This is a genomic window from Agrobacterium sp. SORGH_AS_0440 (assembly GCF_031453135.1).
GTDB lineage: Bacteria > Pseudomonadota > Alphaproteobacteria > Rhizobiales > Rhizobiaceae > Agrobacterium > Agrobacterium pusense.
Map to the genome: position 1 here is coordinate 2,451,937 of NZ_JAVIYR010000002.1, position 25,023 is coordinate 2,476,959.

A 25,023-nucleotide genomic window follows, 5' to 3' on the forward strand; every position below is an offset into this window, starting at 1 on the left:
ATGCTGCGGTATATTCTGAAGCGCGTCCTCGTCATGATCCCGACGCTCATCCTGATCTCGATGCTGGTTTTCACCATCATCGAACTGCCCCCGGGCGATTATTTCGAAAGCTATGTCGCTGAGCTGCGCGCGATGGGCGAAACGGCAAATCTTGCCGAAATCGAGGAACTGCGCGTCCGTTACGGCTTCGATCAGCCGGCCCCGATCCGCTATTTCCGCTGGGCGACCGGCATGCTTGTCGGCGATTTCGGTTATTCCTTCGAATATCAGCTACCCGTGAGCGACGTGGTGGGAGATCGCCTGTGGCTGACGGTTCTGGTTTCCTTCGTTACCATCATTGTCACCTGGCTGCTGGCTTTTCCAATCGGCATCTATTCCGCCACGCATAAATACAGCTGGGGCGATTACGGGCTAACCTTCCTCGGCCTGCTCGGCATCGCCATCCCCAACTTCATGCTGGCATTAATTCTGATGTACTTCGCCAACATATGGTTCGGCATCTCCATAGGCCATCTGATGGACCGGGAATATCTGAACCAGGCGATGAGCTGGGCGAAGTTCAAGTCGATCCTTGAGCATATCTGGATTCCCGTTCTCATCATCGGAACGGCGGGCACGGCCGGCATGATCCGCCGCCTGCGCGCCAACCTTCTGGATGAATTACAGAAGCAATATGTGGTCACCGCCCGCGCCAAGGGCCTGCACCCTTTCAGGGTATTGACCAAATATCCGCTGCGCATGGCCCTGAATTTTTTCATCTCGGATATCGGCTCGATCCTGCCTGCCATCATATCGGGCGCGGAAATTACCGCCGTCGTCCTGTCGCTCGAGACCACCGGCCCCATGCTCATCCGGGCGTTGCAAAGCCAGGACATGTATCTGGCGGGTTCGTTCCTGATGTTCCTTGCGTTCCTGACGGTGATCGGCGTTCTGGTGTCGGATATCGCCCTTGCCATACTCGATCCGAGAATCCGCTTCGGAGGTGGTAACGTCAAATGACTTCATCCATTCCGAATCCCGGCGAAGCCCTGCCGCACTATGTCTCGACCGCGCCCTTCGACCCGTCGCTGATCGAACCCAACACGTCTGGCATGGCGGCCTTCAGCAAAGCCTCGCAGTTGAAGCTCATGTGGTGGCAGTTCCGCCAGCACAAGATCGCGGTGTGGTCCGGCGCCTTTCTGGTGGTGCTTTACCTTTCGATTCTGATCTGCGAGTTCCTCGCCCCCTATAATCTCCACACACGCAATATCGAACACATATACGCCCCGCCCCAGGCCATCCACCTCTTCAATGACGGGAAATTTGTCGGCCCCTTCGTGTATGGCCGTGAAATGACGCTCGACATGGAAAATCTGAGGCGTGTCTACCGGGACGTGCCGACCGATATCCACCCGCTGCGTTTCTTCTGCAAGGGTGACACCTATCGTTTCTGGGGCATGTTCGAGGGCAGAACCCATCTCGTTTGCCCGGCAGAAGGCGGTGAACTGTTCCTTCTCGGCACCGACCGCCTCGGACGTGACGTGCTGTCCCGTATCATCTACGGCGCGCGCATTTCACTGACCATCGGCCTCCTCGGCGTCGCCATGAGCTTCGTTCTCGGCATTGTGATCGGTGGCCTGGCGGGATATCGCGGCGGCACGTTTGACCTGATTGTCCAGCGCATCATCGAGGTCCTGCAATCCATTCCCAGCATTCCGCTATGGCTGGCGCTCGCGGCCATCATGCCGGTAACCTGGAGTCCGATCCTCGTTTATCTCGGCATCACCATCATTCTCGGCATGCTGGACTGGACCGGGCTAGCGCGCGCCGTGCGTTCAAAGCTACTGGCGTTGCGCGAGGAAGACTATGTTTTGGCTGCGCAATTGATGGGAGCGGGCACACCGCGTATCATTGGCCGACATCTTATTCCGGGCTTCATGTCCCATCTTATCGCCTCGGCCACCCTGACGATACCGGGCATGATCCTTGGCGAAACAGCGCTCAGCTTCCTGGGCCTCGGCCTGCGCCCCCCGATCACAAGTTGGGGAATTCTGCTCACGGAGGCGCGCAGCGTCAGCGTCATTGCGCTATATCCCTGGCTTCTCATCCCGACGATCCCTGTCGTTCTCGTCATTCTGGCCTTTAATTTCTTCGGTGACGGACTACGTGATGCTGCGGACCCCTTCAGATAAAATGGAATACACCTTGATAAACTGCCCTTCCGAAGCCGCCTTCATCGTGAAAGGCAAAAAGAGGTGTGGCCCATGAGCTCCCGTTTGAACGACGCGCGCATTCTCATGTACAGCCACGATTCCTTCGGTCTCGGCCATCTGCGGCGGTGTCGCACCATTGCGCATGCCCTGGTGGAGGATTATCGCGGTCTCAACGTCCTCATCATTTCAGGGGCTACCATTGCAGGTGCCTTCGATTATCGCGCCCGCGTCGATTTCGTGAAAATTCCGAGCGTCATCAAGCTGCGCAATGGCGAATACACCTCGATGGACAGGCATATCGATCTTCAGGAAACGCTGAAGATGCGCCGGTCCATCATCTACCATACCGCCGAAAGCTTCCAGCCTGACATCTTCATCGTCGACAAGGAGCCGATGGGCCTTCGCGGCGAGGTGGAGGAAACACTCGCTTATCTCAAGGGACAGGGCACCAAGCTCGTTATCGGCCTGCGTGATGTCATGGATGCGCCGCAACTGCTCGAGGCGGAGTGGAAGCGCAACAACGTCATGACCAAGATCGGCCAGTTCTATGACCATGTCTGGGTCTATGGCCCGCCGGATTTCCACGATCCGTTGACAGGGCTCGACGTTCCGCAGACGGTGCGCGACAAGATGGATTTCGTGGGCTTTCTTCAGAGATCGAAGACACAGGCGGAGACCGCAGCGCATCGGCCGGAAGGCGATTATCTTCTCATCACCACAGGCGGCGGTGGCGACGGCAGTGAATTGATCGATGACGTCATCAACGCCTACCGACATGACCCGGAGCTGACGCACAAGGCGCTGGTCGTGCTCGGCCCTTATATGCCGGCGGATCAGCGCCAGCGCTTCATGAGCAGCGTGGCCGATATACCGCACATCGAAATCATCGAATTCGACAATCGCATGGAAGATCTCGTCGCTGGCGCACAGGCCGTGGTCTCCATGGGCGGCTATAACACCGTCTGCGAAATATTGTCCTTCGACAAACCCGCACTCGTCGTGCCCCGCACGGTGCCGCGGGAGGAGCAGCTTATCCGCGCCAGCCGCGCATCGGAGCTGGGTCTTTTCGACATGCTCCTGCCGGAAGATGCCGAGAACCCCGCCAAGATGGCGGCCGCCCTCAAAGCCCTGCCGCACCGCGCGCCGCCATCCGTCAATTCGTGCGGGCTGAAGCTCGACGGGTTGGAAAACATATCACGCAGGATTGCCGAATGGCTGCCGCCCGAGGGCGACAAGACGCCGATCACGCTCAGCGCGTAACCCGGCCTCGGCAACCAACGTTCAGAAGAGACGCGCGCAACGTGACTGATGCAAAAAAAATCGTGGTGCTCCTCAAGGGCTATCCGCGCCTGTCCGAGACTTTTATCGCCCAGGAATTGCTGGGGCTTGAAAAGGCCGGGCTGAAGCTCGAACTCATGTCCATGCGCCGGCCAACGGATAAGAAACGCCATCCCGTTCATGATGAGATCAGCGCGCCCGTCACCTACCTGCCGGAGTATCTGCATGAGGAACCTCTGCGTGTGCTGAAAGCCCTGTGGGGATGTCACAAAAAGCCGGGCTTCACCAAGGCGCTTCGCCAGTTTCTCAGCGACCTGCCCCATGATCTCAGCCGCAACCGCTTTCGCCGTTTCGGTCAGGCGGCCGTGCTGGCCAATGAATGGCCGGAGGATGCCGGGTGGCTGCATGTGCATTTCATTCATACGCCCGCCTCAGTCGCGGCCTATACCCATCTCATCACGGGCACGCCTTGGACGATTTCGGCCCACGCCAAGGACATCTGGACCTCCAGCGATCGTGACCTTGCCGCCAAGCTGCAAAGCGCTCGCTGGGCCGTGACCTGCACTGCCGGCGGCTTTCGGCATCTGCAGACCCTTTCCGGGGTGAGGCAGAACGTGCATCTGAGTTATCATGGCCTCGATCTCACGCGTTTCCCGCATTTCGACACGCCGCGGCCGGCGAGAGACGGTTCAGATGCCGAGGATCCGGTCAGGATTTTGAGTGTCGGCCGTGCGGTCAAGAAAAAGGGAATCGATATTCTGTTGCGCGCGCTCGCCTCGCTGCCACGCAATATCCATTGGCGCTTTACCCATATCGGCGGCGGGGACGAATTGGCTGCGCTGAAAAAACTCGCGGACGAACTTGGCGTCTCCGACAGGGTCGTCTGGACGGGAGCCATGGACCAGAAGCAGGTGCTGGAGAATTACCGGCAAGCGGACCTCTTTGCCCTTGCCTGCCGCATCACCAGCGATGGCGACCGCGACGGTCTTCCCAACGTGCTGGTCGAGGCTGCGAGCCAGGCGATGACCTGCATCTCCACCAACATATCGGGCATTCCGGAGTTCTTCGTCAGTGGTGAAAACGGCCTGCTCACAGAGCCGGAAAATCCAGCGGCCTTCGCAGAAGCCCTGCGCTTGGCTATTACCGATCCGCAATTGCGCCAGCGACTTGGCAACGCCGCCGAAAACCGTGTGCGCACCGCCTTCGATCATCGCACCAGCATTGCCGAACTCAAGACGCTCTTCGAGACCGAATGGGAAAAGACACCATGACCGAGATGGAAAAGCGGCCCTGTGTTTTCTTTTATGTCCAGCATCTTCTTGGCATCGGCCATATAGCCCGCGCCAGCCGCATCGCCAATGCCCTTCAGGCGGATGGCTTCAACGTGGTTCTGGTGACGGGCGGAACGCCTGTCCCGGGATTTCCGGGTGAAGGCATCCGTCATGTCGAATTGCCGCCGATTGCCGTCAGCGATGGCAGTTTTACCGGCCTGGTCGACAGTGCCGGCAAACCGGTGGATGACGACTTCAAGAGGCTCAGGACCGATATGCTGATCGGTGCCTATCATGGCGCCAAACCCGATATCGTCATCATCGAGGCTTTTCCCTTCGGCCGCAGGCAGGTGCGGTTCGAACTGCTTCCGCTTCTCGATGAGATCGAGGATAGCGAACCGCGCCCGCTCGTCATGGCGTCACTGCGAGATATATTGCAGGAAAAAACCAAGCCGGGCCGGGATGAAGAAACCGTCTCGCTGGTAAAGAAACATTTCGACGCCGTGCTCGTGCACGGCGACCCGGATTTCGCCCGGCTGGAAGATACCTTTCCCCTCGCCAGCGAGATACGTCAGCGTATTGTCTATACCGGCCTGGTGGCCCCGCTTCCACCGCCGGAACCGGTCGAGAAATTCGATATTGTGGTCTCCGCCGGCGGCGGCGCTGTCGGTGCGGCCCTTGTCCGGGCCGCCCTTGAGGCCGCGCCGCTGCTGGACGGTATCAAGAGCTGGTGTCTCATCACCGGTCCCAATATGCCACAGGCGGATTTCGATGCGATATTGGCTGCAGCACCGGAAAATATCTCCGTTTTCCGCTTCCGCAAGGATTTCGCGAGCTTGCTCGCCGGCGCGCGCCTTTCGGTATCACAGGCCGGCTACAACACCGTCTGCGATATTCTTCAGGCAAAATGCCGTTCGCTCCTCATCCCTTTCGCGGCCGGCGGTGAAACCGAACAGAGCGCCCGTGCGGAGCGGCTGGCCGGGCTTGGGCTTGCCCATGTGCTGGAAGAGAAAGATATTTCGCCAGCCTCCATGGCCGAAGCGATCAAGGCGGCGCTCGTCCTGCCGCCACCCGGTACGGTCCACCTCAATCTCGATGGCGCCGCCGGGACGGCTAGGACGCTGCATCGGCTTTATGATGAGCGGTAAGGATCGCCTTTAGTTCACGCACCGCTGCCTCATCCGTGACTTTGCGCCCCGCCCCGGTGAAACCGAGCTTCGCCACGCGGCTTTCCGGATCATAGTGAGGAACGGCGGAACAGGATGCGTGGATTTCGGTGATTGGAAGCCGGTCAAGCAGCGTCTGCACGCTTTGCGGACGCACGCCTGCACCCGGCATGATGGCGATCCGCCCGGCAGCGACCTCCGACAAGCGGGCCAGAGTGTCCACCCCTTCCAGCGCTGAACGTGCGCCGCCGGAAGTGAGAATTCTGGAAAAGCCCAGCGCAACGGCGGCCTCGAGGGCTTCATCCATGGCGGGAACGACATCGAAAGCCCGGTGAAGCGTCACATCCAGACCGTTGGCATGACGACGCAGCTCTTCGAGCAGCGGGAGATCGAGGGAGCCGTCCTCGCGCGATGCACCGAGCACCACGCCGGAAAGGCCCGCGGCGCGCGCCGCATCTATATCGCGTTTCATCACATCCGCTTCATCACGCGTGAAAACGAAATCGCCGGCGCGTGGCCTGATCATCACGCTGACGGGCAACCCATAAGCCGCAGCGCGGTGCATAAAGCCGACAGACGGGGTGACCCCGCCGCCGGACAGTGCCGCGCAAAGTTCGATACGGTCTGCCCCGCCTCTCACTGCGGCTTCCAGGCCGGCCACATCGTCTACGCAAATCTCGAGAATCATCATAGCCTCTTTCATTCGATGGCGGTTACCTGCGGCGACCGATCCCATCAAGGGCGTAGAGCATATAAACCCCGCCAATCCCGACGATCGCCCCGAGGATCGACGTTCCCGAATAATTGGAGACGAGCGTGCCAAGCGCAAAAATCAGGGCGCCCAGACCCGCTCCAAGAAAAATATTGACGGCGATCAGCGAACTGCCGAGGCCCGGCCGGTCCGCGATCAGTTCCTGCAGGTAGGTGATGGGTATGCTGATGATCGCGGCCGCCCCCAGTGCGCTGATGACGGTCTGGGCATAGATATGCCACGGCGCCGATGCGAGCCCCTGCAGGATCAGGTAAACAGCGTAAAGCAGTGCGCCCGCGGCAAGCGTCAGGGTCTGGGGCACCTTCTTTTCTATCCAGCCCCACAGCAAGATGAAAACGATTTCCAGCGCGGCGACGATACCGGCGACGATGCCGATATCGGCCACCGTACCCCTGGCCTGGCCGGTAATGATGAGGGAGCGCACGGAATCGTTCAAATGCAGCATCGAGCAGATCAATGCAATGGCGACGATCCGAAGCAGCACCCGACGCGATCCGATTTCACCAAGCGAGGCGCGCAGGCCAAAACGCGCTTCGGTACTGGCCGAGGCGGGCGTGGCGGCGCGCGGCAGGCAGAAGGCCACCAGCAGAAAACAGACGAGCGCGCAGATGCCCGAGAACAAAAACGCGGTCAGCATGTTTCCGGAATTCACCAGAAATACCCCCACAAGCCCCGGCACCAGCACCCAGGAAAGCGAGATCGTCGCCCGCATGATGGAATTCACCGCGATCATCTCGCCCGTCGAAAGATTGCGGGCGTCGGCGCGCACATGCGCAAAGATCAGCGAATTCATCGCGCCGAAAATTGGCAAAAGCACGAGTTTGGAGGCCGCAAAGGCAGTGGCATTACCGGCGAGATACACCAGCAGGTAACCGCTGACACCGAACAGCGCAATATAGAGCATTGGCTTGCGATATTCACCCAGCCTGTCAGCGACGATGCCCATCAGCACACTGGCGCTGACATTGATGACGGCGGCAAACAGCATCAGCAGCGAATAGACGGTGTTGCTGAGCCCGATTTCGCGAATGCCGATCACCGCCTGATAGGGCGCGGTCGCCGCATTCGAAAATCCGAAGAACAGGATGGCGAGCGCCCCGATGCGGATCGACGGATTGTTGATGACGATGGAAAGAGCCGACGGCATGGATGTTCGCCTGAGATGATCCGGCAAAGCCAGATCGCTGGATTGAAGCTACCGGACCGCTGTCATCGCCAGCGGACCGAAAGGGTAGGATTCGGGATATAATCGAAGTGCGGCTTCCAGGGATAAAAATCGCCCTCCCGACGGCGATTGGGAAGATTTTCAATATCCTGATTGATTACACCCTCCGTCAACGCCATGAGGTTGGGATTGGCGATCGGCGCAAGCTCCGGCGACAGGTAACCGGATTTCACCACCAGAAGCCGCACGTCCTTCGGATCGAAGCCAAGACGGGTGAAATCCGAAATCATGTGATAGGGCCGGCGACGGGCCGCCAGAATGACCGTGATTCCGCCGATGGCGATCACAGCCTGCCGCTGATCTGCCGCACCGGGATCGTCCAGTGTCACAACCTCGGCTTCAACGGTGACGGACGGGCTCTTCGGATCAAGACTTCCGCCGATCTTCAGGGAAAGGATCGCGCCTTCGCCCGCCGCAAAACAGGCTTCGACCGCAGGCCTGTCGGTAATGCCGCCCAGCAATGCCCCCTGCCAGTCACGCGCAAGCAGCGCCGCCAGAACATCGGCGCGATCGCCCACCCCGCCGCCAGTGGGGTTATCGCCCGAGTCCGCCAGGATGATCGGCCGGGTGGTCGTCGTTTCCGCAATATCCAGAATTTTCGCGAGCGGCTCCGTCACAGGACCGAAATGAAAATCCTGCCGGGCGTCCCAGTAGGATTGCGCGATCTCGGCCGCAATTGCCTGTGCGGCCGCTTTATCCGTTCCCGTCACCACGGCGCAAGCGGTCGCTCTCGGTTCATCCGCCCAGACGTAGCCGATCATGAAATTCGCATCCCAGATGCCAGGGCGGGCGTCATGATCAGGAAGGAAAGCATAAAGGCTCCTGGCCGGCTCGTCTTCCGTGGAAGTCTTCTCGCCGGGCAGCAGAACGGGGATTTTCGCCCAGGCGATACCGGGTCTTGTCCCTGTCTCCAGGGCCCTGATCAACATCGTCCAGGCGCGCACCATCGTCTCCCGCACATCGATATGCGGCGCAGTTCGATAGCCGGCAAATATGTCGAGTTGATCGATGATCGTCTGGCTGACATTGCCGTGCAGGTCGTAGCTCGCGGAGATGACGACATCCGGTCCGACCACGGTGCGGGCGCTTGAAATCCAGTCGCCCTCCGCATCGTCCATGCCTTCAACATTCATCGCGCCATGCATGGCGAGATAAAGTCCGTCCAAGGGCAATGAGGCTTTCAGACGCTCGAGGAATTCCCGCTTGAAAGCGTCGTAGGCCGGGCGCGACACCGGACCGCCCGGCACCGCCCGGGCGTGCAGAAGCGGCAGCACCTCCGCTCCGCCTTCGGCGAGAAAGTTGAAATATTCGGCCTCCAGCAACTCCGCGCCGCGAAAGACGCGAAAATCCTCCTGCCCCATCAACACCGGCGAGTAGGTGCTGCACTCGGTATGGATTCCACCAACGGCAATACGCATGTCACCTTCCCCTCAATACACCGGACTAAAGGGAACGATGGCCGCAAAACGCAACCAATCCTTCTGCGCCTTCGGTGTCCAGGCCGCCTCGGCAATGGCCGGTAGCCGCGGGAAGACCAGATGGTTGAAATAGGCGCGGTTGAGGAAATGTTCTGACCAGATGCAGGCCTGAACGCCCTTCATCCTCTCCTTCAACTCCTCTGGAAAATCACCGATCGCCTCATAAGAGTAGGTGTGGGAAGGTGGAACGGTGCCGGCCCAGCTGGCACCCGGCTCCTGCCAGGCTTCGTCCTGAACCATGTCGAGATAATAGGCCTGCCCCGGGGTCATCACCACATCGTAACCCTGCCTTGCGAGTTCAAGGCCGACCTCCGGCTTCTGCCACGCCATCAGCAATGTTCCTGCGGGGTCGACGCCGCCGCCGTGCGAAACCTCGTCCCAGCCGGCCAGCTGACGGCCGCGCTCGTGCAACATGGCCTGAATGCGTTTCATAAAATAGGACTGGATACCGAAAGTACCATCCAGTCCCTCCTTTTCCATCAGCGCCTTGGCGAGTGGCGAGGCGAGCCAGGATCCGTCCGCAACCTCATCGCCGCCGATGTGGATGAGCCGAGACGGGAACAGCTCCACCATCTCATCGAAAACCTTGCCGAGGAATTCGTAAGTGAGTTCGATGGCCGGATTGAGCGCGTTGTTAGGATATCCCTGCACGGAGCGATAGCTGTCAGGGGCTTCCTGCCCGTCCGTCAGTTCCGGATAGGCGACGAGGGCAGCCGTACTATGGCCGGGAATATCGACTTCCGGCACGATTTCCACATTCAGCGCCGCCGCATGGGCAACGACCATGCGCACATCGTCCTGGGTATAATAACCGGAGACCGGTTCCGCGCCGTTGCCAAGCTGCGGCAGAAGCGGCGCATCCGGGCCGCGTGTGGCGCCGACCGTGGTCAATAACGGATAAGCCTTGATTTCAAGACGCCACGCCTCATCATCCGTCAGATGCCAGTGGAAGCGGTTCATGCGCAGCCATGCAAGAATATCGATGAGCCGCACGACATCCTGCGTCGGATAAAATTGCCGCGAGACATCCAGGTGGCAGCCCCGCCAGCTATAACGCGGCGCATCGCTGATTGTGCCGGACGCGGGAAAACGGAACCTCGGATCGAGACGCGCGCCATGCAGCAATTGCGCCAGAACCGTCAGGCCATACTGCAGCCCGGCAGCGGCCGAGTATTCCACGACAACAAAGTCAGAGGAAAAGGAAAGGCGATAACCTTCCGCCTCCAGTCCGCTATGCTGTTTGAAGTGCAGGGCCTTTCCCTCATGCACAGGGGCGAGGCTGAAGGGCACGTGCCCGACGGCAAATAGCCTGCGGAACAGCGAAAGCACGGTTTCCACCGCAAGGACTTCATTGGCCTCGGCATCTTCCGACGGGAAGAGCGCGACGGGAAAGCCGTCGCCGGGCTCGGCATCGATTTCGGCGGGCCAGGGCTGGATGGCAAAAGGCAGAACAAGCTTGCCTTCTGGAAGCAGCACCGGCGCCGGCTCGCTGTGACGCCCGTCCAACATCAGGTCCCCGACATCAACGGCGCGATGCGTGCCGTCGGCAAGGCTGATATAGGCGGATTTTGCACCATCCGTGCGATGCCGGGCGGGCCTCAGCAACCCATCGACGGTGAAACGCCAGGATTTGCCGGGTTCCAGCACGAAACCGGCAGGCGGCGCGAATTCATGGAAATTGGCGTTACGGCGCAGATAAACCGCATTGCCGCAAACCGGCTTGTCTACCGTCCGCGTCAGCGACGTGTAAACGATACGGAAATCCCTCAGCGGCTCTCGGGAAAGATTGATCAGCGTGAAGGTGAAGCCTCCGGATGCGGATTCCGCCAGTGGATGCCATGAATTTTCGAGACGATAGTTTGCGAGCGCCATGATGCTCCCCTTTATTGCGCATTTGACCCTATGAGAGGGCTCGGTCAGTAGTGTTCGGATTGCGAAAAAGTGCGGGCCAGCGGCGCCTGCCCCGCCGTGAGACCGCAATCGACCGGCAGGCACACGCCGCTGATGGCCGCCGCCTGCGGTCCCGTCAGAAAGGCGACCGCGTTCGCCACGTCTTCGGGTTTCACGATGCGCTGCAGCGGATACCAGCGCTTCGCCTCCTCGAAGACCTGGGGATTGGCAGCGGCCCGCACCTCCCACGCCTGGGTGCGCACGGTGCCCGGCGCGACAGCGTTGGAACGGATACCGAATTTCCCGTATTCGACGGCGATGAGTTTCGTCAGGTGGATCAATCCGGCCTTCGCCGCACTATAGGCTGGATGGCCAAAAACCGACATGCCGTTGACCGACGTAATATTGACAACGGAACCCTGTGTCCGCTTCAGCGCGTCTTCAAAAGCGCGAAAGCAGAGAAACGGTGCTTCGAGATTAAGGGCATTGTCCTGCCGCCATATTTCGGCGGTCGTGTCGTGCAGACTGACAGCCCTCGCGGCACCGGCATTGTTGACGAGTGTCGCCACATCGCCCAGCTCCGCGACGTCAGCCGCCAGCCTCGAAAGATCTGCAGGATCGGTGACATCGCAGGTTTTTGCAACGAAACCGGATCCGGAAAGCAGAGAAAGCGCATTGGAAAGGGCTTCAGCATCGATATCAACCAGCACCACCTTCGCATGGCTTTCAGAAAGCGCCGCGGCAATCGCCCGCCCGATATCACCTGCCGCGCCGGTCACGATGGCGAGCTGGTCTTTCCTGTCCTTCATCTCCTGCAACTCCCTTGAAGTTTCACGACCCCTGTTGCGGGGTCTCGGGCCGAGCAGCCCACGTTTTCATCATCCCACCTTCAGTCGCCGAGCAATTGCTTGTCATCCGAATCGCGATGCTCCACGAGCTGCTGCTTGATGTGACGCAACGTCACCATCGATCTTTGCCGGTGGTGATAAGCAGCAAGCGTCGCCAGAACATCGACGGCAGCCAGATAGGCGTAGCGCGATGAAGTCGGGCGGAAGATATTGTTTCCCTCGGGCACGTTGACACCCACCACCATATCCGCGGCCGCGGCAAGCGGCGTGTCGCTCTGGGTAAGCGCGATGGTGGTAACCCCCATGTCGCGAGCCAGCCTGAAACACTTCACCAGCTCCATGTTGCGGCCGGAAAAGGAGGAGCCGATAATCACGTCCTCCTTTCGGGCCGCGGCGGTCATCATCAGCTGCATGCTGTGATCGGCGCTGGTGGAGACACGCAAACCCAGGCGAAAAAGCCGGTTCTGGATTTCCGAAGCGATCATTGAGGAGTTGCCGCCCGCGCCGAAGGCATAGATCATGCCGCTATTGGCGATCTTGATCGCCGCTTCATCGGCAAGGGCAGGATCGAGCGTCCTGTGCAACAGGAAAAGTGCTTCCTGAGCCTTGGCAAGCACCTCTTCCGCGACGTCCGAGGGGCCGGTGCTGGACGGTTCGGAGGTGAGGTACCGGATACCGACATAGGCCGTCTTGGCGAGACTGACCTTGAAATCCGAAAAGCTCTGGCAGCCCAGCCGGCGGCAGAACCGCGTCACCGTCGGCGGCGACACTTCGGCGCGGGCGGCAAGTTCAATGATCGACGCATTGACGGCGAATTCGAAATCCGAAACCAGAATATCGGCAATCCGCCGCTCCGATTGCGAGAATTGTCCCCTGTCTTCCTGTATTCTTGCGAAAATATCCATGCTCACCGGTCTCCGTTCCGCCAAAACTTAAGGCTTGGCCCCGTTTCCGATGCACCCTAATCCAGGCCGCCCGTCAACCGAATAAAGCCGGGAACCGCCGTTGTTCCGTCCTCCCGAAGACACGCCTGACATCCTCGGCATGAAAACGGTTTTCTCTGTTGATTGGAAGATGAGCATATGCCAACAATAATCACCAGAGAAATTTCCAATTCCTGAAAATAATTTCAACAACGGACCAGAATCATGCGCGATCCCTTCCAAAACCCCTTCGCCGAAACCGACAGCGCCCGCCATTCCATCTGGGAGATGCTGGTAACGCGGGACATCGACGCTTTCCTTGCAGCCGACTGGTCCAGGGTAGCGGATGATTTCGTTGAAGACGGCTTCCTCGGCATCAATGCCAGTCGGGATGCAAATCCTGACAACTGGCGCCTGTCTTTCCCCTCCCTTGCCGCCTATCGCGACGAATGGCTGCGGCAGGCGAAGGATTTCCAAACCCAGCAATTTGCTGAAGACCCACGCCATGCGATCTTCACCACCACCACGCTTGAGGAAATCGAAGTGGAAGGCGAAACCGCGCTGGTTCGCAAGAAATTCGACGGCGGAATTCGCAGGGCCGATGGCGGTTTCGACGTCATGAAGTGGCAGACGCTTTATTACTGCCGGCTGCATGAAGGACGCTGGAAGATCAGCGGCTTTACCGGATACATGCCCAACCCCATGCCGTGATCCAACGGAGATGCTGGAGTTCAGTGAAGGCCGGGCCAAAAGCCCGGCGTTGTTTTTTCGCCCGGTGACGGACAAAAATCGCCGGACACCGATCGCATCAGGAAAAGCCGGGCGCGTTAGGACAGAGTGCATGGCCCGACTCCCAGCCGTTATTGTATCAGCTTGAGGACGGAAAGATCGACGCGCCGCTCGAGAGCAATGCCGCTTTCGTCGAACAGGTGACAATCCGATGCCTTGATGCCGGTGACGATGGGCTCGTCCACCACCACGGGTGCGGAGCCGGAAAGCAGCGCGCAATAATTTTCACCTGTCGGCGCGACGCCATAGGCAATCGTGTTCACACCGAGCCGCTCGATGACACTGGGAGCCACCTTGATGTTGAGGTCCGCCGGCTCGAGGCCGGTATGTTCGGGGCGAATGCCAAGCGTTAGCTGGGCGCCTTCCAGAGCAGCGCGAGGTTCCACCGGCACGGTGATCGTCTGGCCCTCATAAGCCACCGTTACACCCTCGGGACCGACGGATTTGCAGGTGACCTTCAGGAAGTTCATTTTCGGATTACCGATGAACCCCGCGACGAACAGGTTCGCCGGCTTATGATAAAGTTCGAGCGGCGCGCCCACTTGGGCGATTTCGCCGGCATTCAGCACAACGATGCGGTCCGCCATGGTCATGGCCTCCACCTGATCGTGTGTGACATAGATCATCGTTGCCTTGAGCGTCTTGTGAAGATTGGTGAGCTCGATGCGCATATCGGCGCGAAGGGCGGCATCAAGATTGGAAAGCGGTTCGTCGAACAGGAATATCTTCGGTTCACGAACGATGGCGCGACCGATGGCAACGCGCTGGCGCTGTCCGCCGGACAACATGCCGGGGCGTTGCTGCAGGCGCTGGTCGAGCTGAAGAATCTTTGCGACGCTCTCCACCTTGTCCTTGATCTTGCCCTCTTCCATCTTTTCGACGCGCAAAGGAAAAGCGATGTTTTCGAAAACAGTCATATGCGGATAGAGAGCATAGGACTGGAAGACCATGGCGATACCACGCTTGACCGGCGGCAGTTCATTGACCTTCACGCCGTTGATGACGACGTCGCCGCCGGAAATATCCTCAAGGCCGGCGATCATGCGCAGCAAAGTGGACTTGCCGCATCCCGAGGGGCCGACAAAAACGACGAACTCGCCATCCCTGATGTCGAGCTGAACGCCCTTGATGACTTCGAAATGTCCATAGTTCTTGCGGACGTTGTTGAGATAAAGCTGACCCAAGACTTGCCTCTCCCGTCAGCGGCCGAAATCTGGCCGCATTCAGAGACGTTCTGGACCATGAGGCGGAAACCGCGTCAGACCGGAACCGTTGAAAAACACGAGAAAGAGTAGCCACATGGGGCGGCGACCAATCTCACGGCGAAACGGACCGGTTGCGGGCATTACGCCCGCAACCGTTGCAATCGGATTATTTATATTGCTCGAGAGCGCCAGAAGCCTTCTTTGCCGCATCTTCCGGCGTTGCCTTGCCGGTAACGACAGACTGAACCATCTCGATCATCACGTCCTGGAAACCCTTGTAGTCCGTGAAGAGCGGCTCCGGCCCACCATAGGCGATACCGTCGATCAGCGGCTTCCAGAAGGGATCCTTCGCAACGAATTCGTCCACCTTGGCAGACGGACGCAGCGGGGTGAGGCCCGCGCCGCCCTGCAGCTCATATTCGCCCTGAGGGCCGGGCGACGTGATGAACTTCGCAAATTCCGTCGCCTTTTCTTCAACCCCGGTTCCCTTGAAGATCGCCAGGCTGTCGGTGATGAGCAGCGTGCCGGGACCCTTGGCTTCCGGGCCGAGCGGCAGGGTCGCGATACCCCAGTTGATCTTGGTTTCCTGCAGGCGTGTTGCGGCGCCCGAGCCGGCCTGGATCATGCCGACCTTACCATCGAGGAAGATGGCGCGGATTTCATTCTGCTCATAGGCCGTTGGGCCTTCCACGGAATAGGGCGTGATGTCCTTGTAGGCCGTCAGCGCCGCGACAACCTGCGGGCTGTCGACCGTGATCTTGTCGCCGTCGATCACCTTGCCGTTGTTGGTATAAACCCAATGCATGAACTGGTGCATGGTATTGTCGAAGGTCTTGGCGGGGAGGCCGTAACCGGCAATACCCGTCTTTTCCTTGATCTGCTTGGCGAAGGCTATTTCTTCAGCCCATGTCTTCGGCGGCACTTCGGGATCGAGACCAGCCTGCTTGAACAGGTCCTTGTTCCAGTAGAGCGCCTTGGTCGAGAATGCGACGGGAACGCCCCACTGCGTGTCCTCGAACGTCACCGTGTCGACGATGTTGGGGTAATAGCTCTTCTTTTCGTCTTCGGTCATCGGCACCGGAACGATCAGATCGTTCTGCGCGAACTGCTTCAGCGTGCGCGAACCGACATAGGCCATGGCGACGGGCGTGCCGGCAGCGGCAAGCGTTGTCGCCTTGTCCTGGCACTGCGCCCAGCCGACGACCTCGGGCACAACCTTCCAGCCCTCGTTCTTGCCTTCCCATTCCTTGATGTATTTTTCGTGGATCGGGTCCATCTTGTCGCCGCAATAGATCCAGCTGATCTCCTTGTCGGCCGCGTGCGCCGTCACCGTGGTAAGGGCAGTGGAACCGGCAAATGCGAAAGCGCAGAGCGCCAATCCGTAATGTTTCAGTGCCATAGGTAGTCTCCCGTTTTGGTGGTCGTTCCGGTTGTTGTTTATTTCACCGCGCCGGCGGTCAGCCCGCTGACGAGATATCGTTGCATGAAGAAGATCACGACCATGGCCGGCGCAATGCCGACGAAGCTGGCCGCCATCAACTCATTCCAGATGACTTCCTGACGACCGAAATAGGCGAAGAGGCCGATGGGCAGCGGCATATATTCGGTCTTGGAATTGAAAGTGAGCGCGAAGATGAACTGCTGCGCATAAGCGCCGATGAAGGTTGTGATGGAGACCACGGCGATACCCGGCATCGCAAGCGGCAGGATCACCCGACGGAAGGTGTAGAAGTAGCTTGCGCCATCCACATAGGCCGCCTCTTCCAGTTCCCGCGGGATACGCAGCATATAGGTGCGCAAAAGCCAGATCGCGGTCGGGATCAGGAAAGCGGCTCCGGGAATGATCATCGCCAGATAGGTGTTCAGCACACCCATATTGCGCATCAACCGGTAAAGCGGGATCAGGAGCACGGCGCCGGAGAACATGTTGATCGCCAGAAATGCACCGAGCAATTGCCCGCGGCCGCGAAACTGGAACCGGGCGAAGGCATATGACGCCGGAACCACCAGAAGCAGAACGATGATCGTGGAGATCGTCGAAATGAAGAACGAGTTGAAGACGTAGCGGGCAAAGCCCGGAACGCTGACCCACATGGTACGGTAGGCCTCGAAGGAACCGTTTGTCGGCCAGAACTTGTAAGGCGAGGAAAACAGCAGGCTGAGCGGTTTCAGCGAAACCAGGAATCCTTCGACGAAGGGCGCCAGCACGAAGGTCAGGAACACGGCGATACCGCAATAAATCCCGACAATTTCATACCACCTGTAGCGGTTGATCATCGCATTCTTGTCGGTCATCGGCTGGCCTCCTGCGAGATGCGGCTGGTAATGCGGAAGTAGAAATAGGTGAAGATCGACAGGAAGATGCAGATCAGCACGGCGCGCGCGGCACCCTCACCATATTTGTAAGAGCCGATCGCCGTCTTGTACGTGTCGATGATCATGGTCGTGGTCTGGCCGGTCGGTCCGCCCTGCGTCAGGATCCAGATGATATCGAAGGAATTAAAGGTCGAAATCAGCGAGATCATCGACATGGTAATCATCGCGGGCAGCATCAGCGGCAGCGTGATGCGGCGGAAGCGGTAGAGGCGGCTTGCCCCGTCTGTCCAAGCGGCCTCGTAGAGATCCTGCGGAATGGCCTGGATGGCCGCCAGCAGATAGAGCGTCACCATCGGCACGCCGATCCAGACGTCAGTGACGATCGTTGCCCAAAATGCCGTTCTGCCATAGGCGAGGAATGCGACCGGACCATCCACCAGGCCGAGGTTCTGCAGCACGCCGGAAATCATGCCGAACTGGCCGTTATACATCCAGCCCCACATGAAGATGCCGATAGCCATCGGCACGATCCATGGCGGCATTGTCAGGATGCGAAACAGCGCCCGGCCGGGAACGGCGGAGTTCAACAGCACTGCACCAAAGGTGCCGATGATCATCTTTATCGAGACGGAAAAGAACGTCCAGATAAAGGTCCGCGTGATGACATCGGCAAAAGTCGCGTTGAAGATCTTCTCGTAATTGATGAAGCCGACCCAATTTGTCGTTTTCCTGAGCGACGCATCGGTAAAGGACAGGATGAAGGTATCGACAAGCGGATAAGCAACGATAACCGTGATGTATAAAAGCGCCGGCAGAAGAAGGAGCCAGGCAAAGACGACAGCGCTGCGTTTCGCTTCCATCGCGCCGCCCCTCAAGCCGTTTTCACGGCGGGGGATTTCGGCTGCCCATGCAGGGCCAGATCGTATGCCTCCCAAACAGGCTTCAGATCGACCACCTTGCGGCCATGACGCGCTTCATCCATCGCAAGCGCCAGAATACCGGCCTCGATTGCGTCGAGCGCGGAAACCGGAAGCGGCGCGCCCTCTACGACATGGGCGATGACATCCTCCGCCATCTGCTCGTCCGCACCATAATGCTGCGAGAGCGTGGTTGCCGCCGAATAGGTCTTGGCCAGGGTCTTTTCATTGGTGCGGGCATTGTGCACGTTGAGAAAACCGCGAACGAAATCGCCCTCCGCCATGCCCTTGGCGCCGATGACGCAGAAACGGCGGAAATCATCGGGAACGTTGAGATTGGTATGGAAGGCAAGCGAAGCGCCGTTTTCATATTCGACGATCGCCGTCTGGTAATCGATGATGTCGCCGTCGCTGTCGAAAACCTTGTCGGATCCCATCCAGCCGCTCGGCTTGCGATGGTAAACCTCCATGTCGTTGATGCCATCATTCTGCGGCGCATTGGCCGGCGTGAAGCTTTTGCGCCCGCCAAAGCTCGATACGAAACGGGGTCGCGCGCCGACAACACCATTGTAGAGATCGAGATCGTGGCAGCATTTTTCGAGCATGAAGGAGCCGGAATAGTGCTCGTAACGCCGCCAGTCGCGCATGAAGAATGCGCCGTGATAGGGCGGAATATGCTCGGAAGCCTCGATGGAAACGACATCGCCAAGCTTACCTTCAGCCTGTGCGGCGCGCAGATCGCGGTAAAGCGGCGAATATCGCAGAACGAGACCCACCAGCAACCGCTCGTGACCATGCTTGTTGAGGAGCCGGGCAAGTTCGAGGCTTTCCTCGATGCTGACGACGATCGGCTTTTCGGAGAAGATGGTGCAACCCGCCTCAAGACCGATGCGGATATGGTCGAGATGCATGTGGTTCGGCGAACCGATCATCAGGAGATCGAATTTTTCATTGGCGATCAAGGCCTCGGGGCTGTCGTAAGCCTTGCCGGCCGAGATCCCCTTTTCCTTGAGACCCGGCAAGCCCGCCGGCGCCGGATCGACATAACCGACGATCTCGAAATCCTTGTCGATCTCATGAAAAACGTAGCCCAGATAACCGAGACGGAATCCGAGTCCGATAATTCCCACCTTCATGAACTTTGTTCCCTGCTCATTCGTAAATAATTTTCGCAGATTCAGCCAATTCTCCGCTGGCTATTCATTTATCTGCGATAATTTCCAACCATGATGAAATTAGTTTTCAAAACGGTCAAGCAAAATTCGATTTACTCTGGCAAGTCGCGGATATGAAACCCATTCTTCCAGGCCGGCAGGACGCGCAACAGCTATTCACCGGCAACCGATGCCAAAACAATACCAAAAAAATGCCAATCGTCTAGAGCAATTACAATGCTCAGAAAATTTTTTTGGTTAATGCGGAAATTTCGATCATAAGGCCTTAAATTGAGGCATTAGAACGAAAAAAGCTCCGATTAATAATACAAGTTCGCCAATGGTTCTATTTTGGTATTGCTGATCGCGTCTTGTGTGGTATAGCCAGAAGCAGCCATATCGGATTGTAACAGAGGTTATGGATGAACGGGGCAGCGCTTAATCTGGAGGATCTGCAATCGGGTGGCGGCCCGCTTTACCTAAAGCTGCGCCAGACGATTGAAGACGCCATCAATGGTGGCCGCCTGAAACATGGCGATGCCTTGCCGCCAGAGCGCGACATTGCGGAAAGTGCCTGCGTCAGCCGCGTCACGGTGCGCAAGGCTGTGGATGACCTCGTGCGCGACGGCCTCCTCGTCCGGCGGCACGGTTCCGGTACCTTTGTCGTCAAGCCGATCACCCGCATGCAACAGCCTCTGACCAAGCTCACTTCGTTTACGGAGGACATGCGCCGGCGTGGCATGACGGCGAGCACCCGCTGGCTGGACAGAGGCCTCTTTCACCCCACCGGCGACGAAATGATGGCGCTTGGCCTTTCACAATCGGCCATGGTGGCGCGGCTCACCCGTCTGCGCCTTGCCAATGACCAGCCGATCGCGCTCGAAGTCACGAGCCTGCCAGGCGATATTCTGCCCGACCCGCAACAGGTCGAAAATTCGCTCTATCTTGAGCTTGAGAAAAGTGGCATTCGCCCGGTGCGCGCCATCCAGCGCATCTCTGCCCGTAACCTTACCGATGAAGAAACCCTGCTGCTTGGCGTTCCGCCGGGCTCGGCAGCGCTTTCCGTTCAGCGAATGGCCTATCTGGAAAGCGGGCGCCTCATGGAAATATCCCGTGCGCTGTACCGCAGCGACGCCTATGACCTCGTCGCCGAACTGACGATGGGCCCCGAGTGACCACCAGTGATCAAGGACAGAAACAATGACAACCCTGATGCGCCAGGAAATCGATGAGATTCCCGATGCAGTAGCCCGCCTGCTCGACAATGCCAATTCGGACTTCCAGGAAGCCGGCGCCAAGCTGAAGGCCCGTGATCCGGCCGTTATCGTCACCATCGCCCGTGGATCTTCCGATCACGCCGCCCATTTCCTGAAATATGCCATCGAACTGCAGACCGGGCTTCCGGTCGCCTCGCTCGGCCCGTCGCTCGCCTCGATCTACCAGACGAAGCTGCGGCTGGAACGGGCGGCGGCCATTGCCGTTTCGCAATCGGGCAAGAGCCCGGATATCGTCGCCTTGGCGCAAAGTGCGCGCGATGGCGGTGCGCTCACTTTCTCGCTCGTCAACACCCTGCCATCTGCGCTTGGCGATGCCGCCGATCACGGCATCGATATACAGGCTGGCCCGGAAAAAGCCGTGGCTGCCACCAAATCCTTCGTCAACTCCATCGTTGCCGGTCTCGCGATCCTTGCCGAATGGACGGAAGACAACCTGCTTGCCAAGGCGATCAGCGCCCTGCCGCAGAATTTCGCCCGGGCCGTCGCCCTTGACTGGAGCCACATCGGCGAGGCCGTCAAGGGTGAGGAATCGCTTTATATGCTTGGCCGTGGTCCTGCCCTCGCCATCGCCGCAGAAGCCGCGCTGAAATGCAAGGAAACCTGCGAACTGCACGCGGAAGCCTATTCGTCGGCGGAAGTCATGCATGGCCCGGTTTCGCTGGTCGCGCCGAGATTTCCGGTCATCGCCTTTGCCGCCCGTGACCGCGCCGAGACCTCCGTGACGGAAATTGCCGCAAATCTCTCCCGCAAGGGCGCCAATGTTTTCGTTACATCCTCAAAAGGCAGCCCCGCCAAGTCCCTGCCCTTCGTGGAAACCAACCATCCGCTGACCGATGCATTGTTGTTGATCGCGCCGTTTTACGGCTTCATCGAGCAATTGTCGCGCCTGCGCGGCTTCAACCCGGATGCGCCGGTGGCGTTGAAGAAGGTGACGGAAACTCAATGAGCGGCATCAAGGCATTTGTCGGCGCCCGCATTTTCGATGGTGCCGCATGGCACGACGACAGGGTGCTCGTGACCGTGGATGGCCGTGTCGGCGACATCAGTGGCCGCATGTCCGCACCGGCAGAAGCCGAGATCATCGACGCGCCAGGATTGCTGATCACGCCTGGCTTCATTGACCTTCAGGTCAACGGCGGCGGTGGGGTGATGTTCAATAACCAGCCGGATGCGAAAGGAATAGCCCGGATCTGCTCCGCCCATGCGAAATTCGGCACCACGGCGCTGATGGTCACGCTCATCACCGACCGGCCGGATATCACATTGCGAGCCGCCGAAGCGGGCATTGACGCCCAAAGAGAAAGGGTGCCCGGTTTTCTCGGCCTGCATTTCGAGGGCCCGCATCTTTCGGTTGCCCGCAAGGGCACACATGATCCGGCACTGATCCGCAAAATGGAAGCGCCTGATCTGGCGGTGCTGACCGGATGCAAGGCAAAACTCCCCTTCGTGATGACGACCGTTGCCCCAGAGAATGTAACCTTGGAACAGGTCAAGGCGCTGGCAGAAGCCGGCATCGTCGTCAGTCTCGGCCACACGGACACAGGACTCGACATGGCGACTGCCTATGCCGAAGCAGGTGCTTCGATGGTCACACATCTTTTCAATGCCATGAGCCCGCTCGGTCATCGCGAGCCGGGGCTCGTGGGGGCGGCACTTTCAAACGGCAAGCTCGATTGTGGATTGATCGCCGACGGTTTCCATGTCGATCCGGCCGCGATCAGCATTGCGCTGCGCGCAAAGAATGGCCCGGCCCACATCTTCCTCGTCACGGATGCCATGTCGACTATCGGCACCGACGATGATGGTTTTGAACTGAATGGCAGGCGTGTCTATCGCAACGGCGGCCGGCTGACGCTTGAAGACGGTACGCTGGCGGGGGCGGATATCGATATGCTCTCCTGCATTCGCTTCATGCACGAAAAGCTGGACGCGCCGCTGGAAGAGGCCTTGAGAATGGCGTCCGCCTATCCTGCCGAGGCAATCGGCGCTTCTGGCAAAGGCAGGCTTCTGCCTGGTTTCGATGCGGATTTTGTCATGCTTACATCTGAACTTCAGATGCATTCGACATGGATCGGCGGAGATAAGATCCACGATGCCGCACGCTCCGGAGACTGAATCATGATCGTTTGTTTCGATATAGGCGGAACGACCATCAAGGGCGCGATTGCTTACGCTCCTGACGATATTCGCCCCGTGCCGCGCATCCCGACGCCAAAGACCAGCTTTGAAGACTTTGCTGCCGGCCTGAAATCCGTCATCGACAATAGTGGCGGCACACCCGCCTGCGTTTCGCTGTCGATTGCCGGCGTCATCGATGCCGACACCGGCAGGGCCACTGTCGCCAATATTCCAAGTATTCATGGCCGCGCGCTGAAGGACGAATTGGAACAGGCGCTGGGCCTTCCTGTCATCGTCTCCAACGATGCCGACTGTTTCGTGATGGCTGAATCGGAGATCGGTTCCGGGCGGGGCCATCGCGTGGTTTTTGGCGTCATCCTCGGAACCGGTGTCGGCGGAGGTCTGGTGATCGACGGCCGGCTCATCAACAGCGAGGGTGGCTTCGCCGGCGAATGGGGCCACGGACCCGTGGCTCCAACGCGGGCCGGCAACCCGCCGGTCGAGTTGCCTCGGTTCGAATGCGGCTGTGGCCTCACGGGTTGTGTCGATGCCATTGGCAGCGCCCGCGGCATGGAAAAGCTTCATATGCATCTCCACCGGCAGGACATGACCAGCGAGGAGATCATCGCAGCCTGGTTGGGCGGCAACCCGGACGCCGCAAGAACCATCGATATCCTTGTCGATATTCTCGCTTCGCCGCTGGCGATGGTGATAAACGTTACCGGCGCAACCATCGTGCCGGTCGGCGGCGGCCTGTCAAACTCCAGGGAACTGCTTGCCACACTGGATGAAGCGGTCAGAGCCCGAGTTCTCCGTCGCTTCGCCCGGCCGCTGGTCGTGCCTGCCATCTGCAGGATTGAACCGGGACTGATCGGCTCGGCCGTTCTCGGGCTGAAACATGCACGGGTGATCGAAGAGGCCTGAACGGACGCCTACACGCCACCGAAGGATCAACGGGTCAACTTCTCCCGTCGGAAACCGAGGCCGATCAAACGGCCGGCGAGATGGGCGAGAAGCGGAACGCGGGCAATGATGCGCACGAAAGCGGGGGGCCCTTTCGCCTTGCGGCTATCGCCCTGATCCTTCTTCCGGCTGCTGCGCATCATCAATTGCAGCTTTTGTGTCGCCTTTGTCGGAAATGAGCGCCGCGCTTCGATGGCCATCAATTCCCGCTCGCCTGGCTTTTCGCCCCGCGCAAGAACGGGAATGAGAATATTTGCGGCGGCAACGGCATCCTGAATAGCAAGATTGACACCGACGCCGCCAATGGGCGACATGGCGTGAGCCGCGTCACCGATGCAGATGAGGCCAGGCTTCCACCACCGCTTCAGCCGGTCGATCCTGACCGTCAGCAGATGCACATCCTCAAAGGTCTGAAGTTCGAGAAGCCGTTCCTGCGGCAGCGGGCGCACTTTCGCCACCGCATCGCGGAACGCTGCGATACCCTGAACCTTCATCTCGGCGAAGGTTCCGCGGCGGACCACAAAACCGCACTGCCAATAATCGCCGCGATCTATCAGGACGAAACCCTGCTGTGGGCCGGCATGCCCCATGGTTTCCGCCGGATCGCCCGGCTGCCTGGATAGTTTCATCCAGAGAACCTCCGTCGGCTGCCCGAAGCTTTCCACCACCAGACCTGCCTTGTCCCGCACGATTGAATTGCGGCCATCCGCCCCGATCACGAGCTCGGCATCGATCTCCAGCGGCCCGTCGGACGTATCCACCACGAGACCCGCAACAACGCCATCGCGCTCGCGCAGACCGGAGACACCTGCATTCATGAGCAGCGTGAAATTCTCATATTGCCCTGCCTTGCCGGCAAGAAAGCTTAGGAAATCCCATTGCGGCATGAAGGCGATGAAACGGTTTCTCGCAGGCAGCCGGGAAAAATCGGCGATGGTGACCATCTGACCCGCAATCTCGGCATGAAGTTTCTGCGCTCTCGTATGCGGCAGCGCCAGAAACTCCCGAATGAAGCCTAGCTGCTCGACAATATCGAGAGTGGAAGGATGAATGGTATCGCCCCGAAAATCGCGCAGGAAATCGCCATGCTTTTCAACGATGGTGATATCGATACCTGCTCTCGCAAGGAGGAGCCCGAGCATGAGCCCGGCAGGGCCAGCTCCGGCAATGGCAACCCTTGTGATGATCCGCTTCCGCTCTGGCATTTCGGCGTCAAGGCCCCCGGCAACCATACGATCCCC

At 59.2% G+C, this 25,023-nt stretch carries 22 protein-coding genes; 10 read left to right on the forward strand and 12 right to left on the reverse strand.

The window, feature by feature from the left end:
- The 5 genes from QE453_RS21270 (at nt 1) to QE453_RS21290 (ending at nt 5,889) form a co-directional block, all read left to right on the forward strand.
- Nucleotides 1-999: an ABC transporter permease gene (locus tag QE453_RS21270; protein ID WP_004443698.1), complete on the forward strand. Its 999-nt coding sequence runs from the start codon at nt 1-3 to the stop codon at nt 997-999.
- Nucleotides 996-2,171, forward strand: coding sequence for an ABC transporter permease (locus tag QE453_RS21275; protein WP_309777937.1), 1,176 nt, complete (start codon nt 996-998; stop codon nt 2,169-2,171). The genes QE453_RS21270 and QE453_RS21275 overlap by 4 nt, the downstream gene beginning before the upstream one ends.
- 72 nt (nt 2,172-2,243) lie before the next feature.
- Nucleotides 2,244-3,452, forward strand: coding sequence for a glycosyltransferase family protein (locus QE453_RS21280; RefSeq protein WP_006699094.1), 1,209 nt, complete (start codon nt 2,244-2,246; stop codon nt 3,450-3,452).
- Between the two features lie 41 nt (nt 3,453-3,493).
- A complete protein-coding gene (locus QE453_RS21285) occupies nt 3,494-4,741 on the forward strand; it encodes a glycosyltransferase family 4 protein (RefSeq protein ID WP_006699093.1) in 1,248 nt (415 codons plus the stop codon).
- The gene (locus QE453_RS21290; RefSeq protein WP_309777939.1) at nt 4,738-5,889 is read left to right on the forward strand and encodes a glycosyltransferase family protein; all 1,152 of its coding nucleotides are present in this window, start codon (nt 4,738-4,740) and stop codon (nt 5,887-5,889) included. The genes QE453_RS21285 and QE453_RS21290 overlap by 4 nt, the downstream gene beginning before the upstream one ends.
- Here the strand turns inward: QE453_RS21290 and QE453_RS21295 are convergent.
- The 6 genes from QE453_RS21295 to QE453_RS21320 form a co-directional block, all read right to left on the reverse strand.
- Nucleotides 5,855-6,595: a copper homeostasis protein CutC gene (locus tag QE453_RS21295; RefSeq protein WP_022556912.1), complete on the reverse strand. Its 741-nt coding sequence runs from the start codon at nt 6,593-6,595 to the stop codon at nt 5,855-5,857. The genes QE453_RS21290 and QE453_RS21295 overlap by 35 nt on opposite strands.
- 25 nt (nt 6,596-6,620) lie before the next feature.
- Nucleotides 6,621-7,826, reverse strand: coding sequence for an MFS transporter (locus QE453_RS21300; RefSeq protein WP_309777940.1), 1,206 nt, complete (start codon nt 7,824-7,826; stop codon nt 6,621-6,623).
- Between the two features lie 62 nt (nt 7,827-7,888).
- The gene (locus QE453_RS21305; protein WP_045533298.1) at nt 7,889-9,322 is read right to left on the reverse strand and encodes a M81 family metallopeptidase; all 1,434 of its coding nucleotides are present in this window, start codon (nt 9,320-9,322) and stop codon (nt 7,889-7,891) included.
- Between the two features lie 12 nt (nt 9,323-9,334).
- Complete coding sequence (locus tag QE453_RS21310) at nt 9,335-11,254, reverse strand: beta-N-acetylhexosaminidase (protein ID WP_244456024.1); 1,920 nt, start codon at nt 11,252-11,254, stop codon at nt 9,335-9,337.
- 44 nt (nt 11,255-11,298) lie between these two features.
- Complete coding sequence (locus QE453_RS21315; protein WP_142186758.1) at nt 11,299-12,081, reverse strand: SDR family oxidoreductase; 783 nt, start codon at nt 12,079-12,081, stop codon at nt 11,299-11,301.
- 80 nt (nt 12,082-12,161) lie between these two features.
- Nucleotides 12,162-13,025, reverse strand: coding sequence for a MurR/RpiR family transcriptional regulator (locus QE453_RS21320; protein ID WP_006698207.1), 864 nt, complete (start codon nt 13,023-13,025; stop codon nt 12,162-12,164).
- A gap of 243 nt (nt 13,026-13,268) precedes the next feature.
- Here QE453_RS21320 and QE453_RS21325 point away from each other — a divergent pair, with 243 nt between their 5' ends.
- Complete coding sequence (locus QE453_RS21325; protein WP_004443720.1) at nt 13,269-13,754, forward strand: hypothetical protein; 486 nt, start codon at nt 13,269-13,271, stop codon at nt 13,752-13,754.
- Nucleotides 13,755-13,903: 149 nt separating this feature from the next.
- Here QE453_RS21325 and QE453_RS21330 read toward each other — a convergent pair whose 3' ends face one another.
- The 5 genes from QE453_RS21330 to QE453_RS21350 form a co-directional block, all read right to left on the reverse strand.
- Nucleotides 13,904-15,016, reverse strand: coding sequence for an ABC transporter ATP-binding protein (locus QE453_RS21330; protein ID WP_022556917.1), 1,113 nt, complete (start codon nt 15,014-15,016; stop codon nt 13,904-13,906).
- Nucleotides 15,017-15,203: 187 nt separating this feature from the next.
- Nucleotides 15,204-16,436 carry an ABC transporter substrate-binding protein gene (locus tag QE453_RS21335; protein WP_072495129.1) on the reverse strand — a complete coding sequence of 411 codons (1,233 nt, stop codon included), beginning with the start codon at nt 16,434-16,436 and terminating at the stop codon, nt 15,204-15,206.
- 38 nt (nt 16,437-16,474) lie between these two features.
- Nucleotides 16,475-17,332: a carbohydrate ABC transporter permease gene (locus QE453_RS21340; RefSeq protein WP_004443724.1), complete on the reverse strand. Its 858-nt coding sequence runs from the start codon at nt 17,330-17,332 to the stop codon at nt 16,475-16,477.
- Nucleotides 17,329-18,213: a carbohydrate ABC transporter permease gene (locus tag QE453_RS21345; RefSeq protein ID WP_004443728.1), complete on the reverse strand. Its 885-nt coding sequence runs from the start codon at nt 18,211-18,213 to the stop codon at nt 17,329-17,331. The genes QE453_RS21340 and QE453_RS21345 overlap by 4 nt, the downstream gene beginning before the upstream one ends.
- An 11-nt stretch (nt 18,214-18,224) precedes the next feature.
- Nucleotides 18,225-19,406, reverse strand: a complete 1,182-nt coding sequence (locus QE453_RS21350) for a Gfo/Idh/MocA family protein (protein ID WP_004443731.1) — start codon at nt 19,404-19,406, stop codon at nt 18,225-18,227.
- Nucleotides 19,407-19,846: 440 nt separating this feature from the next.
- On the opposite strand from QE453_RS21350, the gene QE453_RS21355 reads away from it, so the two are divergent.
- Genes QE453_RS21355 through QE453_RS21370 form a run of 4 tightly spaced genes read left to right on the forward strand, consistent with a single transcriptional unit; the run spans nt 19,847 to nt 23,743 of the window.
- Nucleotides 19,847-20,599 carry a GntR family transcriptional regulator gene (locus QE453_RS21355; protein ID WP_006698212.1) on the forward strand — a complete coding sequence of 251 codons (753 nt, stop codon included), beginning with the start codon at nt 19,847-19,849 and terminating at the stop codon, nt 20,597-20,599.
- A gap of 25 nt (nt 20,600-20,624) precedes the next feature.
- The gene (locus QE453_RS21360; RefSeq protein WP_309777945.1) at nt 20,625-21,647 is read left to right on the forward strand and encodes an SIS domain-containing protein; all 1,023 of its coding nucleotides are present in this window, start codon (nt 20,625-20,627) and stop codon (nt 21,645-21,647) included.
- Nucleotides 21,644-22,816 carry an N-acetylglucosamine-6-phosphate deacetylase gene (gene nagA / locus QE453_RS21365; RefSeq protein WP_309777947.1) on the forward strand — a complete coding sequence of 391 codons (1,173 nt, stop codon included), beginning with the start codon at nt 21,644-21,646 and terminating at the stop codon, nt 22,814-22,816. Before QE453_RS21360 ends, nagA begins: the two co-directional genes overlap by 4 nt.
- Before the next feature lie 3 nt (nt 22,817-22,819).
- Entirely contained in the window at nt 22,820-23,743 is a 924-nt protein-coding gene (locus QE453_RS21370; RefSeq protein WP_309777949.1) for an ROK family protein, read from the forward strand.
- 26 nt (nt 23,744-23,769) lie between these two features.
- Here QE453_RS21370 and QE453_RS21375 read toward each other — a convergent pair whose 3' ends face one another.
- Nucleotides 23,770-25,014 carry an FAD-dependent oxidoreductase gene (locus QE453_RS21375; RefSeq protein ID WP_404977899.1) on the reverse strand — a complete coding sequence of 415 codons (1,245 nt, stop codon included), beginning with the start codon at nt 25,012-25,014 and terminating at the stop codon, nt 23,770-23,772.
- Nucleotides 25,015-25,023 lie beyond the last annotated feature (9 nt).

Coding starts and splice junctions, on each gene's coding strand:
- QE453_RS21325 (WP_004443720.1), top strand. CDS start 13,269: ATGCGCGATCCCTTCCAAAACCCCTTCGCCGAAACCGACAGCGCCCGC.
- QE453_RS21280 (WP_006699094.1), top strand. CDS start 2,244: ATGAGCTCCCGTTTGAACGACGCGCGCATTCTCATGTACAGCCACGAT.
- QE453_RS21320 (WP_006698207.1), bottom strand. CDS start 13,025: ATGGATATTTTCGCAAGAATACAGGAAGACAGGGGACAATTCTCGCAA.
- QE453_RS21270 (WP_004443698.1), top strand. CDS start 1: ATGCTGCGGTATATTCTGAAGCGCGTCCTCGTCATGATCCCGACGCTC.
- QE453_RS21350 (WP_004443731.1), bottom strand. CDS start 19,406: ATGAAGGTGGGAATTATCGGACTCGGATTCCGTCTCGGTTATCTGGGC.
- QE453_RS21340 (WP_004443724.1), bottom strand. CDS start 17,332: ATGACCGACAAGAATGCGATGATCAACCGCTACAGGTGGTATGAAATT.
- QE453_RS21300 (WP_309777940.1), bottom strand. CDS start 7,826: ATGCCGTCGGCTCTTTCCATCGTCATCAACAATCCGTCGATCCGCATC.
- QE453_RS21275 (WP_309777937.1), top strand. CDS start 996: ATGACTTCATCCATTCCGAATCCCGGCGAAGCCCTGCCGCACTATGTC.
- QE453_RS21310 (WP_244456024.1), bottom strand. CDS start 11,254: ATGGCGCTCGCAAACTATCGTCTCGAAAATTCATGGCATCCACTGGCG.
- QE453_RS21375 (WP_404977899.1), bottom strand. CDS start 25,014: ATGGTTGCCGGGGGCCTTGACGCCGAAATGCCAGAGCGGAAGCGGATC.
- QE453_RS21290 (WP_309777939.1), top strand. CDS start 4,738: ATGACCGAGATGGAAAAGCGGCCCTGTGTTTTCTTTTATGTCCAGCAT.
- QE453_RS21345 (WP_004443728.1), bottom strand. CDS start 18,213: ATGGAAGCGAAACGCAGCGCTGTCGTCTTTGCCTGGCTCCTTCTTCTG.
- QE453_RS21355 (WP_006698212.1), top strand. CDS start 19,847: ATGAACGGGGCAGCGCTTAATCTGGAGGATCTGCAATCGGGTGGCGGC.
- QE453_RS21305 (WP_045533298.1), bottom strand. CDS start 9,322: ATGCGTATTGCCGTTGGTGGAATCCATACCGAGTGCAGCACCTACTCG.
- QE453_RS21370 (WP_309777949.1), top strand. CDS start 22,820: ATGATCGTTTGTTTCGATATAGGCGGAACGACCATCAAGGGCGCGATT.
- QE453_RS21335 (WP_072495129.1), bottom strand. CDS start 16,436: ATGGCACTGAAACATTACGGATTGGCGCTCTGCGCTTTCGCATTTGCC.
- QE453_RS21315 (WP_142186758.1), bottom strand. CDS start 12,081: ATGAAGGACAGGAAAGACCAGCTCGCCATCGTGACCGGCGCGGCAGGT.
- nagA (WP_309777947.1), top strand. CDS start 21,644: ATGAGCGGCATCAAGGCATTTGTCGGCGCCCGCATTTTCGATGGTGCC.
- QE453_RS21295 (WP_022556912.1), bottom strand. CDS start 6,595: ATGATTCTCGAGATTTGCGTAGACGATGTGGCCGGCCTGGAAGCCGCA.
- QE453_RS21360 (WP_309777945.1), top strand. CDS start 20,625: ATGACAACCCTGATGCGCCAGGAAATCGATGAGATTCCCGATGCAGTA.